The 14,593-nt window shown below is 71.3% G+C and carries 15 protein-coding genes and 1 pseudogene; 3 read left to right on the top strand and 13 right to left on the bottom strand.

Features of this window, described 5'->3' with window-relative positions:
- Positions 1-4: 4 nt before the first annotated feature.
- The 3 genes from ACME2J_RS05870 to ACME2J_RS05860 are packed head-to-tail and all read right to left on the bottom strand — an operon-like array spanning position 5 to position 2,860.
- Complete coding sequence (locus ACME2J_RS05870) at positions 5-481, bottom strand: hypothetical protein (RefSeq protein WP_495543949.1); 477 nt, start codon at positions 479-481, stop codon at positions 5-7.
- A 49-nt stretch (positions 482-530) separates the two neighbouring features.
- A complete protein-coding gene (locus tag ACME2J_RS05865) occupies positions 531-1,022 on the bottom strand; it encodes a GNAT family N-acetyltransferase (RefSeq protein WP_495543948.1) in 492 nt (163 codons plus the stop codon).
- Between the two features lie 29 nt (positions 1,023-1,051).
- Positions 1,052-2,860, bottom strand: a complete 1,809-nt coding sequence (locus ACME2J_RS05860) for an acetyl/propionyl/methylcrotonyl-CoA carboxylase subunit alpha (protein ID WP_495543947.1) — start codon at positions 2,858-2,860, stop codon at positions 1,052-1,054.
- Positions 2,861-2,946: 86 nt separating this feature from the next.
- Between ACME2J_RS05860 and ACME2J_RS05855 the strand changes: the two genes are divergently transcribed.
- Together ACME2J_RS05855 and ACME2J_RS05850 are read left to right on the top strand one after the other, a co-directional pair.
- The gene (locus ACME2J_RS05855) at positions 2,947-3,363 is read left to right on the top strand and encodes a hypothetical protein (RefSeq protein ID WP_495543946.1); all 417 of its coding nucleotides are present in this window, start codon (positions 2,947-2,949) and stop codon (positions 3,361-3,363) included.
- A gap of 253 nt (positions 3,364-3,616) precedes the next feature.
- Positions 3,617-4,084 (top strand): hypothetical protein, encoded by a 468-nt coding sequence (locus ACME2J_RS05850; protein ID WP_495543945.1) that lies wholly within the window; start codon positions 3,617-3,619, stop codon positions 4,082-4,084.
- Between the two features lie 96 nt (positions 4,085-4,180).
- On the opposite strand, the gene ACME2J_RS05845 is transcribed toward ACME2J_RS05850, so the two are convergent.
- The 4 genes and pseudogenes from ACME2J_RS05845 to ACME2J_RS05830 form a co-directional block, all read right to left on the bottom strand.
- A complete protein-coding gene (locus ACME2J_RS05845; RefSeq protein ID WP_495544013.1) occupies positions 4,181-5,197 on the bottom strand; it encodes a hypothetical protein in 1,017 nt (338 codons plus the stop codon).
- Between the two features lie 258 nt (positions 5,198-5,455).
- Positions 5,456-5,530, bottom strand: a pseudogene (locus ACME2J_RS05840) (zinc-ribbon domain-containing protein); the annotation flags it as partial.
- Between the two features lie 106 nt (positions 5,531-5,636).
- The gene (locus tag ACME2J_RS05835) at positions 5,637-6,713 is read right to left on the bottom strand and encodes a TFIIB-type zinc ribbon-containing protein (protein WP_495543944.1); all 1,077 of its coding nucleotides are present in this window, start codon (positions 6,711-6,713) and stop codon (positions 5,637-5,639) included.
- Complete coding sequence (locus tag ACME2J_RS05830) at positions 6,703-7,377, bottom strand: hypothetical protein (RefSeq protein ID WP_495543943.1); 675 nt, start codon at positions 7,375-7,377, stop codon at positions 6,703-6,705. The genes ACME2J_RS05835 and ACME2J_RS05830 overlap by 11 nt, the downstream gene beginning before the upstream one ends.
- Before the next feature lie 37 nt (positions 7,378-7,414).
- Between ACME2J_RS05830 and ACME2J_RS05825 the strand changes: the two genes are divergently transcribed.
- Positions 7,415-7,594, top strand: coding sequence for a hypothetical protein (locus tag ACME2J_RS05825; RefSeq protein WP_495543942.1), 180 nt, complete (start codon positions 7,415-7,417; stop codon positions 7,592-7,594).
- A 176-nt stretch (positions 7,595-7,770) separates the two neighbouring features.
- Here ACME2J_RS05825 and ACME2J_RS05820 read toward each other — a convergent pair whose 3' ends face one another.
- From ACME2J_RS05820 to ACME2J_RS05795, 6 genes are all read right to left on the bottom strand, one after another.
- Complete coding sequence (locus tag ACME2J_RS05820) at positions 7,771-8,118, bottom strand: hypothetical protein (protein ID WP_495543941.1); 348 nt, start codon at positions 8,116-8,118, stop codon at positions 7,771-7,773.
- Positions 8,119-8,646: 528 nt separating this feature from the next.
- On the bottom strand, positions 8,647-9,945 hold the full coding sequence (locus ACME2J_RS05815; RefSeq protein ID WP_495543940.1) for a sulfate adenylyltransferase subunit 1: 1,299 nt from the start codon (positions 9,943-9,945) through the stop codon (positions 8,647-8,649).
- 27 nt (positions 9,946-9,972) lie between these two features.
- On the bottom strand, positions 9,973-10,893 hold the full coding sequence (gene cysD / locus ACME2J_RS05810) for a sulfate adenylyltransferase subunit CysD (protein WP_495543939.1): 921 nt from the start codon (positions 10,891-10,893) through the stop codon (positions 9,973-9,975).
- On the bottom strand, positions 10,890-11,816 hold the full coding sequence (locus tag ACME2J_RS05805) for a sulfite exporter TauE/SafE family protein (protein WP_495543938.1): 927 nt from the start codon (positions 11,814-11,816) through the stop codon (positions 10,890-10,892). Before ACME2J_RS05805 ends, cysD begins: the two co-directional genes overlap by 4 nt.
- Positions 11,817-11,826: 10 nt before the next feature.
- The gene (locus tag ACME2J_RS05800) at positions 11,827-12,441 is read right to left on the bottom strand and encodes a phosphoadenylyl-sulfate reductase (protein ID WP_495543937.1); all 615 of its coding nucleotides are present in this window, start codon (positions 12,439-12,441) and stop codon (positions 11,827-11,829) included.
- Positions 12,429-14,300, bottom strand: a complete 1,872-nt coding sequence (locus tag ACME2J_RS05795) for a nitrite/sulfite reductase (RefSeq protein ID WP_495543936.1) — start codon at positions 14,298-14,300, stop codon at positions 12,429-12,431. Before ACME2J_RS05795 ends, ACME2J_RS05800 begins: the two co-directional genes overlap by 13 nt.
- Positions 14,301-14,593 lie beyond the last annotated feature (293 nt).

Raw genomic sequence — 14,593 nt, 5'->3', positions numbered from 1 at the left:
GGGCTCAGTCGGCGCTGCGCATCGTGCGCTTGAGGCGCTCGATCCGCGCGACGAGCTCGTCGAGGGACGCCTCGACCTCGGGCGGCGCGGAAGCGTCCGCGGGCGGGGCCTCGGCGCTCGCGGCGGGCCCGGACGCGGTCGCGCGCGCGACGTCGGCGAGCGTGTCCCCGAGCCGCTCCTCGAGGGCGGCGATGCGCAGCGACGAGCGCTCGAGGTCGGCGGACAGGGCGTCGACGCGCGCCTCGAGCGTCCGCACGGCCCCGTCCCGCTCGGCCCGCTCCCTGTCCGCCTCGTCCCGCAGCCGCTCGAGAGCGGCGCGAGCCGCCGCGACCTCGTCGGCGAGGCGGGCGGGAGGGGCGCCGGCGTCCTCGGCGGAGGGAGCACGGCGCGCGAGCTCGTCGGCCCGCTCCTGGAGCGAGGCGAGACGCGCGAGCGACTCCTCGAGTGGCGGGACCTCGCCTGTGTCGTGCGGGCCGGACATCCGCGCCCGGAGATTATCGAGCCGGTCGCCGCGCCCCAAGCGCCTGAGGTCAGGCGTCGGGCCCGGCGTCGAGGTGGAGCCGGAGGTAGAGGTCCCGGCCTCCGGAGGAGTTGTCGGTCTCGCTGAACCCGAGCGAGTGGTAGAGGGCGAGCGCCGCGGCGTTGCGCTCGTTCGCGTCGAGCTCGACGCGGCGCGCCCCGCGTTCGCGCGCCCGCGCGATCGCCGCCTCCGTGAGGGCACGGCCGAGGCCCCGTCCGCGAGCCTCCTCGCGGACGAAGAGGTCCTCGAGGAGGCAGTCCGTCCCCGCCCGCCAGATCCCGTGCCGGTAGCGCAGGACGGCGACGGCCGCCGGAGGCCCGTCGGGGCCGGGGGAGGCGAGGAGGACGTCGGTGTCGCGCTCGCCGAGGAGCCGCTCGACGCCCGCGAGGAACGCGTTGTCCGACGGCCAGGAGAGGCCGAGGTGGTCGCGGAAGGCGACGAGGAGCGCCGCTGCGGACTCGGCGTCCCGCTCGTCCGCGAGGCGGATGCGGGGGTCGGTCACGCGGACGGCAGGCTCCTCGTCGGCGGGCGCTACTCCGCCGCGTCGGCGATCGTCGCGATCGGGGCGCCGGTGCTGATCGGGTCGCCCTCGTTGATGTGGAGCTCGGCGAGGATGCCCGACTTGTGGGCCACGATCTCGTTCTCCATCTTCATCGCCTCGATGATGCAGATGAGCTGGCCCTCCTCGACCGCCGCGCCCTTCTCGACGACGATCTTCCACATGTTCCCCTGCATCGGGGAGTCGAGACGGTCGCCGCCGCCTCCGCCGCCCGAGGACGCGCGGGCCTCGCGCTTCTTCTTCGGGGCGGCGCCGCCGGCCGCGCCGGCCGCGACGACGCCGGCGACCGGGGGCGGGCCGATGACGGTGACGTCGAAGCGCTTGCCGCTCACCTCGACGGCGTAGGAGTGCTCGACCTTCTCCTCGTCGTCGTCGGCGGGCGGGAGCGGCCCCGCGAGGCCGAGCTGGGTCTCCTGCGCGGTCGACTTCAGCCACTCCTTGTCTTCCATGAGCTCCTTGCAGGTGGAGCCCTTCGCCCACTCCTCGGTCTTGAGGAGGGCCTTGTGGAAGGGGATGAGGGTCGTGAGGCCCTCGATGAGGTACTCGTCGAGCGCGCGGAGCATGCGCGTCGTCGCCTGCTCGCGGTCGGCGTCCCACACGATGAGCTTCGCGACCATCGGGTCGTAGGTCGGGGACACCTCGCCGTAGGCGCCGACGCCCGAGTCGACGCGGACGCCCGGACCCGCCGGCTCCTTGTAGTCGCCGATCTTGCCCGGCGCCGGGGCGAAGTTCATCGCCGCGTTCTCGGCGTTGATGCGGCACTCGATCGCGTGGCCGCGGATCTCGACGTCCTCCTGCGCGTAGGAGAGCTTCTCGCCGGCGGCGGCGCGGATGCCCTCCTTCACGATGTCGATGCCGGTCACCATCTCGGTGACGCAGTGCTCGACCTGGACGCGGGTGTTCATCTCGAGGAAGAAGTACTCGTTCGTGTCCGACGAGAAGAGGCCCTCGACGGTCCCCGCGCCGACGTAGTCGACCGCCTTCGCGGCGTCGACGCCGATCTTGCCGATGCGCTCGCGGGTCTCCTCGTCGACGATCCACTCGGGGGCCGGGGCCTCCTCGATGACCTTCTGGTGCCGGCGCTGGATCGAGCAGTCGCGCTCGCCGAGGTGGATGACGTTGCCGTGGCGGTCGGCGATGATCTGGACCTCGACGTGCCGCGGGTTCGGCAGGTAGCGCTCGAGGTAGACGGTGGGGTCGCTGAAGAACTTCTCGCCCTCGCGGCTCGCGCCCTCGAAGGCGCCCTGGAGCTCGTCCTCGGTGAGGGCGACGCGGAAGCCCTTGCCGCCACCGCCGCCGGCGGCCTTGACGGCGACCGGGAAGCCGATCTGGTCCTTCGCGATCTTCATCGCGTCGTCGACGGTGTCGACCGGGTCGGTCGTGCCGGGGACGATCGGCACGCCCGCGTTCTGCATGAGCTCGCGGGCCTTCGTCTTCGAGCCCATCGCGTCGATCGCCGAGGCGGGCGGGCCGATGAAGACGATGTCGTTCTCGTCGCACGCGCGGGCGAACGGGGCGTTCTCGGCGAGGAAGCCGTAGCCGGGATGGACGGCCTCGGCGCCCGACTCCTTGCACACCTCGATGATCTTCTCGACCTTGAGGTAGCTCTCGGAGGCGACCGCGGGCCCGAGGAGGTACGCCTCGTCGGCGGCCTTCACGTGGAGGGCGTCCCGGTCGGCCTCGGAGTACACGGCGACGGACGCGATGCCCATCTCCTTGCAGGCGCGGATGACACGGAGGGCGATCTCGCCCCTGTTGGCGACCAGGATCTTGCTGAACATGAGGCGCGAAAGGCTACTCAACCCCCCGCGCGCGCGGCGGCCCGCCGAGGCATCGAACCGCACGAAAGCGGGGATGGGAAGAGGTGATGACGACGAGAGCCCGACGAGCAGTCCCCATCGCCCTCGCATCGGTCGCGCTCGCGGCCGGCCTCGCGGCGTGTGACGACGACGATCTCGCGTCGGTCCCCACGGTGTCCGGGCCGACCGTCGAGGACACCGTCGGGCCCGACGGGCCGACGGTCGACACGGGCGTGCGCGTGGGCGAGGAGGTCCGCCTCGCTCCCGAAGGTGAGCGGGAACGTGCCGTGGAGCGCGCGGTCCGCGAGGCGGGCGGCGGGCGCGTCGTCGCGATCGACTTCGACATGGACGACGACGGGCGCGTCGACGACGACGACGACGGCCTCACGAACGACCGCTGGACGATCATCGTCGAGGAGGACGGCGACCGCACCCGCGTCGTGCTCGATCGCAACCTCCAGGTCGTGTTCCTCGACGTCGTCTGAGCCCCGCCGCCGCCCCAGAGCCGCGGGCGGCCGCCACGAACGTCGATCTGCACCCCTGGCCGCAACGAACGTCGATCTGCGCGCCCTCCACGGGGTGGGGATCGACGTGCGACGGCTCAGGGGGTGCTGATCGACGTTCCAGGCGCTCGGGCGGCGCCGATCGGCGCCCGCCCGTGCACTCGGCGGACCACGTATCGAAGCGCGCCGGATGAGGCGGTAGGGTCGCGCCCGACCCCACTTCTACGGAGGACCCATGGACCTTCAGCAGCTCAGCACGCCGATGAAGATCGCAGGTGGTGCAGGCATCGTCCTGCTCATCTCGCTCTTCCTCCCGTGGTACTCGGTCTCGGCCGAGGGCCTCGGCATCGAGGTCTCCGAGAGCGCGAGCGCCTGGGAGGCGTTCGGCTTCATCGACATCCTCCTCTTCCTCGCCGCGGCGATCGCGATCGGCGTCACCGTCGCGACGGCGCAGAACCGCGCCGCCGCGCTGCCCGTGCCCGCGTGGCAGCTCCTCCTCGGCGCGGGCGGGCTCGCGACGCTCCTCGTCCTCTACCGACTGATCGACACGCCGGTGCCCGACCTCTCGGGAACCGGCGTCGACAGCGGCCGCTCGATCGGCGTCTTCATCGGGCTCATCGCCTCCGCGGGCATCGCCTACGCGGGCAAGACGCTCATGGACGAGACGACGACGACCGTGTCGACGGAGCCGCCGATCCGCTGAGCATAGGCGCCGCCTGAGCACCCGAGAACTCCGATCGTGCCCTCTTGGGTCACGATTTGAGTTCTCGCCGGTGCTGTGAGGGGACTCCGAGGCTGCTCACACCACCGGCCTCTCTGGAGGATTCTTCCCGAGGTCCTGGATGTAGGCGCCGATCGCGCTCCTCCAGCTGCTCATCACTGGCCCGAATCGCTCGGTGATCGAGTCGCTGATCTCCTGGAAGGTGTCGTACTCCGTCAGCTCGAATCCGCTCGTCTCGTAGTCACCGAGATCGCGCAGCAGAGAGATCGAGTCGGCGAGGTCGATCGCCGTCTCGATCGCGGTGAGCGCCTCGTCGAGGAGGGCGACGAGGTCCTGGTGCTCGGAGCGCACGCGTCGAGGCGCGATCGTTGAGAGCGCGACGAGTCGGCCGCGGATGTCCGCGCGCTCCGCGCGGCTGGCCTCCATCTCGGCGGCGAAGTCCACGATTCTCTCGTTGTTGTCCTTCGCCGCATCGATGTAGCGCTGCATGTCGTCGCGTGTCCCGTCATAACGGGTCAGCAGCGCCTCCACCTGGTCCCGGTACGACGCTGCCGCGTTCCGCGCCTCCGTCGTCTCGCGGCGGTAGCGCCGCCGGTCGGCGCGCCAGTCCTCGAGCGCCTCGTGCGCGTCACGGAGGTACCGCGCCGCTCCCAGCGTCGCTTCTCGAACCGCTTCGTGCGGGATGTCGACCGGCGCACGTTCGCTCGTCCGCGCGAGGGTGTCTACCTCGGCGGCCGCACCGTCACGCAGCGCGTTGCTCGCGGTGAGAATGCCGTCGGCCTCCTGAGTCCACGGCATGAGGTCCTTCTCGTCGAGCGTGGTGAGCTCCTTCCACCCCGTGACGATCCTCGTGATGTGGGTGTTCGCGCTGACGGCGATGCGCTGGACCCGCTCCTCCTCGAGGCCTTCGAGCTCCCGTCGGGACTCCCGGAGCGCCGGAAGCACCTCCGCGGCGGCCTCGCCGATGTCGACGAGGTCGTCGACACGCTCGGCGTCGCCGAACTCGTCGACGAGCCGCGACAGGGCGCGCGTGTCGGCCTCCGCATGGTTGAGCGCGACCGTGGTGTCGCTCGGTCCGCGGTCGACGAGTGTCACGATCGCCGCAGCCGAGCCGCCGGCGACCAGCAGAGCGACGAGGGTGAGGAGTGCGAGGCGGACACCGCGCCCCGACGCCGCCGCGTGTTCGTCCTCGACGTCGGTGGACGGGCCTTGGGCGGGCGGCGTGTCCGGGGTGCTCGCGGTCGAGGGCGCTGCCCGCGGCTTCTCGCGTTCCCCGAAGGTCGACGCGATCCCAGGAGAAGGATGCTCGCGGGTGGCGCCGTCTGCGACGTCGTCCGAGGAGGAAGGGACTGCGGCGCCGCAGCCTCCACAGAACCGAGCTCCCTCGGGGAGCTGCTGGCCGCACTTCTCGCAGTTCGTGCTACTCACGTCCTGCCTCCCGCTGTTCACCTCTCACGCCGTCGGCGTGCTGGACCCTTCATGACAGATAGTGCCTGAAAGCACGATTCGCCGCGCACATTCGACGGCTGCATCACTAGCGGTGGTCGCGTGCAGCCTCTGTATCTGACGCTCCTGCCCCTTCGGGACGCGGGTGGGCGCCGATCGCGACGAGGACGAAGCCGGCGATGCACAGGGGTCCGAGCACCAGAACGCCGACGAACGCCGGAGCGCTGCTGTCGCGTGCGAGCCCGTCGATGGATTCCATCAGCGCGTACATGCCGATGACGGCACCGAGCGCAGATGCGGGCATGCACAGCGGCGCAGGGTGCCGTCGCAGGAGCGCGACGAGCGCGACGGCGACGAGGGTCACGCCGGTCACCGTCACGAGGATGTCCGCGACCACCTGCGTCTCCCATTGACTGAAGTCGTTGCTGGGGATGAAGAGCCAGACCGGCGCGAGAGCCCCGCCGACGGCGAGCAGGATCAGGCCGATCCGGGTGATGAGGACACGGTCCGGCCGGTACGCGTGTCGATCGAGGAGGTCGCCGAGGCAGATGACGGTGCATGCGGCAACGGCCACGGCGCCTGCCCCGACGCCGAGGCCCGCGCCGACGCGTGGTTCGACCTCCGCGAAGGAGACTAGGTCGTTGGCTCCGATGACGAGGAACTCGATGGCACTCACGAGTCCGAGCGCGACGAACGCAGCCGCTCCGCCGAGAAGCCCTGCGGAGAAGGCCGCTCGCCGGCCGACGATGGCCGCGGCGATGACCAGGCCGACGACGGCCGCGGCCACGATCGCGGAGAGGATGTCGTCCGCGGACGCGAGCTGCCAGTAGTTCTCGGTGTCGTCGTTGCCGTCGACACCGAGCCACGGCAGGAACGAGGCGACGAGGAAGAGGGCGGCCGCGATCGGGGCCGTGATGAGCCCCGCGAGGGCGAGGCCGCCGAACCCGCGTCGGGTCCGGGGGACAGCCTCGGAGGGCGGTGTGGCCATGGGAGGCGTGGGCCCGCGCTCCGGCGCTGCCGCTCCCTGGCTCTCTTGCCGCTGCTCCCATTCCCAGCGGCGCGGGAGCTGGTACTGGCTGGCGAGATCCAGGCCGCACTCGGTGCAGAAGCGGTCGCCGCCTGCGGTGGAGCCGCAGCGCGGGCAGACGAACTCGTCACGTTGCATGCTTTCCTCGTGGGTCTGGGGGAAACGATTCAGGGCGCGGGTATGCGCCCACGGCGATGAGGGTCACCGCGGCCGCGCCCGCTGGGCTCGCCACCGCGAGGGCGACGAGGGCGTCGGCTGTGACATTGGTCGACAGCTTCTCCAGGGACCAGCTGAGCGTGACGCCGGTGAGTGCCGCGCCGAAGAGGCAGGCGGCGGCTGCGAGCGCGCGCAGGTGTGGCGCGATGAGGCCTGCAACCGCGCAGGCCAGCGCGCCGGCGACGATCGCGAGCGCTACGGCTCCCGTCGCGTCTGATGTCTCCCAGTCGCGACCCTCGCCCTCGATGAGGAGCGACGCGAGCGGTGCGAGGATGACGGTGACCAGGAGAGAGGCGTAGCCGATGCGTGCGGTGGTCACCCGCACGCGGGACGACCGCGGAACCCGGGCGTCACCCGCAACGACGTACGCTCCCGCGATCGCCGCGGCGAGGCACCCGGCGAGCGCGAGGACCGGTCCGACGAGGCTCTCGACCGAGGCCGACCCGTCGAAACGCCGTTCGTGGAGCTCCTCCGCGACGAATGCCTGGAACGAGTCGTTCGAGCCGATCAGGATGCTTTCGAGTGCCGCGGGTGCGACGCTGACGAGGATCCCTGTCGCCACGAGGAGGAGGACGCTGAGCGTCACCCGTCGTCCGAGCGCCGCGATGAGCGGGACGAGGACGATGACCGTGGCGGCCGCGATGGTGAGGAGGATGTCGACCGCGCTCGATGTTTCCCAGAGCGAGAACTTCGCCTCGTCGGTCTCGAACTCGTCCTCGTGTGTGATCCGGATCCAGGGTGCGAAGGTGGAGGCGAGGAGGAGCGCGGTCGCGACTGGAGCGATGAGGAGCGCGGCGGAATGAAGGGGCCCGAGTCGTCGGCGAGGTCGCGTCTGTCCCTCGGGCCGAGGCGGAGCGGCGAGACCGGGAGCGGGGGCGATCGGACTCGAGAGCGGCTGCCCGCACCGCCCGCAGTACCTGCCCCGCGCCCGTGGCGACCCGCAGCTGGGGCACGACATGCCGTGACTGCTCTGCATCGGTCAGCCGCCGAGGCTGATGTCCATGGTCCGGGCGATGTGCTTCGCGGCGGAGCGGGCCGCGGGGGTCGGGCCTCCGAGGACGGCGACGCCGCCGCCCCCCTCGTGTCGTTGAACGAGCGTGCACGAACCGGGTGCGCAGAAGTCTGGCCGAGCTGCGGTGAAGCGCAGCGTGCGGAAGCCCGTGCTCAGATCGTCCTCCCACACCGTCACGGAGGACGTGTCGAACGCGGGTGGCTCGAACGGCGTGGCATCGACCCAGATCGTCTCGCGGCCGTCCCCGCGCAGCACGACGCGGTGGAGGCCCGCGTTGAGGTGAGTGCTCGCCGTCTCCGTCCATCCCGCGGGCACCGTCGAGTTCCAGTAATCCGCCCCTGCGAGAGCGCTGGGTGACGACGCTGGGGTCGGCGCGTCATCCGATCCCCCCGCCGTCGCCGTCGCCGCCGAGGGGGATGAGGTTGTGACGGTCTGCGTTCTGGTGAGGGTGACGGATGTCGGGCCGTCCGCGAGGACCGGCTCCTCGTCGTCGCTCCCGAGCACCAAGACGGCTGTGACGACTCCGCCGACGAGTGCGATCGCGGCGATGACAGCGACGACCGCGGTCGCTCGCGAGCGACCGCGAGGGGGCGGCGGCTCGTTGTCGGGAGCAGGAGGAGCAGCGGAAGGGTGGGCCGCCGAGGGGGGTGACTCGAGCGCGAGGTTCACCCCGCACCCGGGACAGAACTGCCGCCCTTGCGTCGCGGCTCCGCACCGCGGGCACGTCTGCGGTCTCACATGGCGACACTACACCCGGCCCGCGCAGGGTGAGGCGCGACATCCGGTGAGACCGCGACGCCCGTGTGCTCCCGCCGCTCCGAGTTCTCGCCGGCTCCGGCCGCGCTACCGCACCATCCCCGCGCCGACCGTGTCGTTCGTCGCCTCGTCGATGAGGATGAACGCGCCGGTCGCGCGGTTCGCGGCGTAGGCGTCGACGACGAGCTCGCGGCTCACGCGCAGCCGCACCCGGCCGATGTCGTTGAGGCCGAGCTCCGCCGGCGGGCCGTCGCCGCCCGTCGGCCGCGAGTCGAGCGTCTCGACGTCGAGGACCGCATCGACGGCGTCGACGATCGCGCGGACGCTCGCGGTCGTGTGCTTGAGCGCGTAGCGCCCGCCCGGGCGCAGCGGCGTCTCGGCCATCCAGCACACCTCCGCCTCGATCTCGCGCGTGACGCGCACATCGCCCTCGCCCTCGGCGTGGACGATGACGTCGCCGCGCGAGACGTCGCGCTCGTCGGCGAGCCGGAGCGTCACGCTCATGGGCGCGACCGCCTCGTCGAGCGGGCCGTCGAACGTCTCGACCGCGGCGACGGTCGAGCGCTGGCGGCTCGGGAGGACGACGACCTCGTCGCCGGCGCGGAAGACGCCGCCGGCGACCTGCCCCGCGTAGCCGCGGTAGTCCTGGCTGCCGTCCCGGATGACCCACTGGACGGGGAAGCGGCCCGCCTCGACGGGCGGCACGCCGCCGACCTCCACCGTCTCGAGGTGCTCGAGGAGCGGGACGCCGCCGTACCACGGCGTGTTCGCGGAGCGGTCGACGACGTTGTCGCCGTGGAGGGCGCTCATCGGGATGAACGCCGTCTCCTCGACGCCGCGCAGCCGTGCGGTCAGCTCGGTGAACTCGCGGCAGATCGCGTCGAACCGCGCCTCGTCCCAGTCGACGAGGTCCATCTTGTTCACCGCGACGACGAGGTGCGGGATGCCGAGCAGCGCCGCGACCGAGGCGTGGCGCTTCGTCTGCTCGAGGACGCCCTTGCGCGCGTCGATGAGGACGATCGCGAGGTCGGCCGTCGAGGCGCCGGTCACCATGTTGCGCGTGTACTGCACGTGACCCGGCGTGTCGGCGAGGATGAACGTCCGGCGCGCGGTCGCGAAGTAGCGGTAGGCGACGTCGATCGTGATGCCCTGCTCGCGCTCGGCGCGCAGGCCGTCGGTGAGGAGCGAGAGGTCGGGGACGTCGGAGCCGCGCTTGCGCGAGACCTCCTCGACGTGCTCGAGCTGGTCGGCGAGGACGGCCTTCGAGTCCACGAGGAGCCGCCCGATGAGGGTCGACTTGCCGTCGTCGACCGAGCCGGCGGTCGCGAGTCGCAGGAGGCCGGCGGACGCGAGGTCGGTCGCGTCGTGCGGCGTCGGCGAGGTCATCGTCACGTCGTTTCCTCCGTCTGGGTCCTAGAAGTAGCCGGCGATCTTGCGGTCTTCCATCGCCGCCTCCGACGCGCGGTCGTCGGCGCGCGTCTCGCCGCGCTCGGTGATCCGCGTCGAGGCGATCTCGGCGACGACGTCGTCGAGGGCGGTCGCGGTCGACTCGACCGCGCCCGTGCAGCTCATGTCGCCGACCGTCCGGTAGCGGACGGAGGCCCTGAACGGCTCCTCGCCGTCCATGAGCTCGACGAAATCGCTCGTCGCGTAGAGCATCCCGTCGCGGCGGAACACCTCGCGCTCGTGCGCGAAGTAGATCGACGGGACCTCGAGGCGCTCGCGCGCGATGTACTCCCACACGTCGAGCTCGGTCCAGTTCGAGAGCGGGAAGACGCGCACGTTCTCGCCCTTGCGGATGCGGCCGTTGTAGAGGTTCCACAGCTCGGGCCGCTGGCGCTTCGGGTCCCAGCCGCCGAAGTCGTCGCGGAAGCTGAAGATGCGCTCCTTCGCGCGGGCGCGCTCCTCGTCGCGGCGGGCGCCGCCGAACGCGGCGTCGAAGCCGTGCTCCTCGATCGCGTCGAGCAGCGTCACCGTCTGGAGCTGGTTGCGCGACGCGCGGGGGCCGGTCTGCTCGTGTGCCCGCCCCTTGTCGATCGACTCCTGCACGCTCGCGACGATGAGACGCTCGCCGAGCTCCTCGACGCGCCGGTCGCGGAAGTCGATGACCTCGGGGAAGTTGTGCCCCGTGTCGACGTGCATGAGCGGGAAGGGGAAGCGGCCGGGCCGGAACGCCTTCTCGGCGAGGCGCAGGAGGACGATCGAGTCCTTGCCCCCGCTGAAGAGGAGCACGGGGTTCTCGAGCTCCGCCGCGACCTCGCGCATGACGTGGATCGCCTCGGCCTCGAGGGCCTCGATGTGGGTGAGTGCACGGGACTGCGTCGGGATGCTCATGCGGGTGCGGCCTCCGAGGCGGGCTGGGGGGCGGGGACGAGGCCGCGCGCGACGCGCGACCGGTGGAGGAGGAAGGCGAACGCGCCGACGGCGAGCGGCGGGACGAGGATGGCCCACGCCGGCAGCTCGAGGCCGGCCTTCGTCGAGACCCCGAGCGCGCTCGCGAGGAGGACGCAGCCGAGGACCGGGCGCAGGCCGTGGGCCGGGACGCGCGTGAGGAGCGCCGTCCCGATCCAGACCCCGGGCAGGGAGCCGATGAGGATGTTCGTCATCAGGAGGAGGTCGACGTTGCCGCCGATCCCGTGGGCGATCGCGGCGACCCAGAGGAGGATCGCCGCGTGGAAGACGTCCGTGCCGACGACGCGGTGTGGCGTGAGGCGGAAGATGAGGATGAGGGCGAGCCCGATGAGGGCGCCGGAGCCGACCGACGTGAGGCCGACGACCGCGCCGAGCGAGAAGCCGATCGCGATCGCTCCGGACTTCGTGCGCTGCGTGAGGGCGACGGACTCGCGCTCACGCTCGGCGAGCTTCGGCATGAAGAGCGCCCGCGTGAGCACCGTCACCGCGACGATGACGAGCGCGATCGCGATCGCGATGAGGAGCACGTCGTCGATGCCGTCGCCGTACCGCGCGTGGAGCCGGTCGACCGCGTAGACGCCGAGGAGCGACCCGGGGATCGAGCCGACCGCGAGCCACTTGGAGACGCCGAGGTCGACGAGCCCCGAGCGCAGGTGCTTCCAGCCGCCGACGGTCTTCGTCACCGCGCCGTAGGCGAGGTCGGTGCCGATGGCGACGACGGGGCTGATCCCGCCGAAGAGGACGAGCAGCGGCGTCATGAGTGCGCCGCCGCCGATGCCCGTGAGGCCGACGAGCACGCCGACCCCGAGGCCGAACGCGACGATGAGGATGTCGATGCCGAGCACGGTCAGCGACTCACACGTGGAGGCCGCACTCCGTCTTGTCGGTCCCCGCCCAGCGGCCTTCGCGACCGCTGCCCGGGTTCGTGCAGGGAGCGCAGCCGATCGACGAGTAGTCGCGGTCGTGGAGGGGGTGGTACGGGATCGAGCGCTCGTGGATCCGTCGCCACAGGTCCTTCTCGGTCCACGCTGCGAGCGGGTTGAACTTCGGGATCCCGCCGCGCTTCTCGTCGGCCTCGACGAGCTGGGCGCTCGCCCGTGTCGGCGCCTGCTCGCGCCGGATGCCGGTGATCCACGCCTTCGCGCCGCCGAGGGCCCGCTCGAGCGCAGCGACCTTCTCCGGGCCGCAGCAGTGCTGCGGCCCGCTCCACGGCACGCCGGCGCGGTTCGACGCGTCCTCGACCTCGACCTTCAGGTCCCAGCGCTCCTCGAAGGCGCGCCAGGTCGCGAGCGTCTCCGGGAAGAGGACGCCGGTGTCGATCGTCACGACGCGGACGCGGTGCAGCGCGCCGAGCCGGTCGAGCTCGTCGACGATGACCGACTCCTCCTTCTGGAACGAGCAGAGGAGGACGAGGCCGTCGCCGCCGTGGGCGCCGACGGCCTCGCTGAGCGTCTCCGTCAGACCGCGCACTCGCCCTCGCCCCGGACGACCTGGAACGGCTGGTTCTTCGTCCAGTCCATGAACATGCTCATGGTCTCCAGGCCGAACTCGACCGGCATGGCGAGGTCCTTCACCTCGTCCTCGAAGCGCTTCGTGCCGACGCGCTCGGCGTAGGCGTTGAAGGGCTCACCGTCGGTGCGCTCGGCCTCGTACATCGTCAGCCAGCGCTCGACCGCGTCGGGCACGCGCTTGGCGGGGAGCCGCACCTTGAGCCGCGTGCCGTAGCTCACGTCGCCCTTCTCGAAGCTGCCGGCGATGTGCGCGACGTAGGCGGGGATCGTGTGCTCACCGACCTTGATGGACGCGCCGTAGAACCCGATGTTCGCGATGTGGTGCTGGCTGCAGCCGTTCGGGCAGCCCGACATCTTGATCTTGATGTCGCGGGTCAGCGGGTCCGCGATCTTGAGGTCGAGGACCTTCGCCTGGACGGCGCGGTTGAGGCCCATCGAGCTCGTGATGCCGAGCTTGCAGGAGTCGGTCCCCGGGCAGCTCACGACGTCGTCGATCGTGCGCACGCCGGGGTCGCCGAGGCCGAGGGCCTTCAGCTCCTGCCACACGTCGTACACCGACTCGTCGCGGACCCAGCGCAGCACGAGGTTCTGCTGGACGGTCGTGCGGGCGAGGCCGCCGGTGTAGCGGCGCATGATGTCCGCGAGACCGCGGAACTGGGCCGGCTCGAGGTCCCCGCGAGTGATCTTCACCTCGACGGTGCTGAAGCCGGCCTGCTTCTGGGCCTGGACGTTGTACTCGCGGAAGCGGTCGAAGTCCGCGCTGTCGCCAAGGTCGCTCACACTTCCGTTTCCGCGACCTCCTACCTGGTTCGGCGAGGCGGAGGACCGGGGGGCCTCCGGCGCGAGCTCCTCCTCGTCGACGAGGAACAGCTTCTCGTCGATCGAGAAGTCGCGCTCGGCGACCCAGTCGCCCTGCAGCTCCTCCTCGATGAGCGCGCGGATCGCCTCGGGGCCGTCGCGGTCGACGAGGACCTTGAGGCGCGCCCGGGCGCGGTTGACGCGCAGCCAGTCCTGGCGGTCGTAGATGCGGAAGATCGCCTCGGCGACCCGCAGGTACTCGCCGTCGTCGGCCGACGCGAACTCCCAGACCGTCGGGGCGACCCGGGGCATGATCGACGTGCCGCCGCCGACGCGGACCTCGAAGCCCTTGACCCCGTCCCTGATGCGCGCGAGGAACGCGATGTCGTGGATCCCGGTGATCGAGCGGTCCTCGTCCGGAGTGCCCTCGAAGGCCGTCTTCACCTTGCGCGGCATGAGCTGCGTCGTGGGGTGGCGCACGAAGTAGCGGACGTAGGCGCCGGCGTACGGCGTCGTGTCGAAGACCTCCCCGACGGCGACGCCGGCCCAGGGGTCGCCCGTCACGTTGCGGACGGTGTTCCCGCAGCCCTCGCGCGACGAGAGCCCGACGGCGCTCGCCTCGCGGATGAGCTCGGCCATCTGCTTGAGCGGGATGTGATGGATCTGGACGTTCTGCCGCGTCGTGATGTGGCCCTTGTCCAGGGGCGCGTACTTCTCGACGACATGGGCGAACATGTCCATCTGCTCGGGGTTGACGCCGCCCCACGGCAGCTTGATCCGGCACATCTGGACATCGGGCTGGCGCTGCCCGTAGACGCCCTGCTTGAGGCGGAAGCCGATGAACTGGTCCTCGGGGGTCTGCCCCTCGAGGAACTTCGTCGCCTCGGTGTCGAAGTCGTCGAACTCGCGCTCGATGATCGGGATGACGTGCCCGGGCACGTCGTGGCGCTCCGGGCTCGCGAGCGATCCGCGGCCGCCGGTCTTCGTCGGCGCGTCTGTCGGGGCGGAACTGGGCTCCATGGGAGCGAATGTAGCAAAAGCCGATCGGGGTTACGGCATTAAGGTCCGGGGCGGCCCCGCATCGCCATGTCGTCGCCCACCGGCGCCGAGCGTCGCGCGGGCGCCGCGGGGTACGAATCGAACGCGCGTTGATTTCGCCCCCTATGTGGGGGTCGATCGAACGCGCGTTGATCTCGCCCGCCGAGGCGCGGGGTGGCGAATCGAACGCGCGTTGGATTCGCCCCCTATGTGGGGGTCAATCGAACGCGCGTTGATCTCGCCCGCCGAGGCGCGGGGTGGCGAATCGAACGCGC

This window comes from Paraconexibacter sp. (assembly GCF_059438195.1).
Note: the sequence above shows the minus strand (reverse complement) of the source record. Positions and strands in the feature narration are given on the sequence as shown.

Coding starts and splice junctions, on each gene's coding strand:
- ACME2J_RS05815 (WP_495543940.1), bottom strand. CDS start 9,945: ATGACCTCGCCGACGCCGCACGACGCGACCGACCTCGCGTCCGCCGGC.
- ACME2J_RS05795 (WP_495543936.1), bottom strand. CDS start 14,300: ATGGAGCCCAGTTCCGCCCCGACAGACGCGCCGACGAAGACCGGCGGC.
- ACME2J_RS05850 (WP_495543945.1), top strand. CDS start 3,617: ATGGACCTTCAGCAGCTCAGCACGCCGATGAAGATCGCAGGTGGTGCA.
- ACME2J_RS05855 (WP_495543946.1), top strand. CDS start 2,947: ATGACGACGAGAGCCCGACGAGCAGTCCCCATCGCCCTCGCATCGGTC.
- cysD (WP_495543939.1), bottom strand. CDS start 10,893: ATGAGCATCCCGACGCAGTCCCGTGCACTCACCCACATCGAGGCCCTC.
- ACME2J_RS05860 (WP_495543947.1), bottom strand. CDS start 2,860: ATGTTCAGCAAGATCCTGGTCGCCAACAGGGGCGAGATCGCCCTCCGT.
- ACME2J_RS05835 (WP_495543944.1), bottom strand. CDS start 6,713: ATGCAACGTGACGAGTTCGTCTGCCCGCGCTGCGGCTCCACCGCAGGC.
- ACME2J_RS05870 (WP_495543949.1), bottom strand. CDS start 481: ATGTCCGGCCCGCACGACACAGGCGAGGTCCCGCCACTCGAGGAGTCG.
- ACME2J_RS05825 (WP_495543942.1), top strand. CDS start 7,415: ATGACCGTGGCGGCCGCGATGGTGAGGAGGATGTCGACCGCGCTCGAT.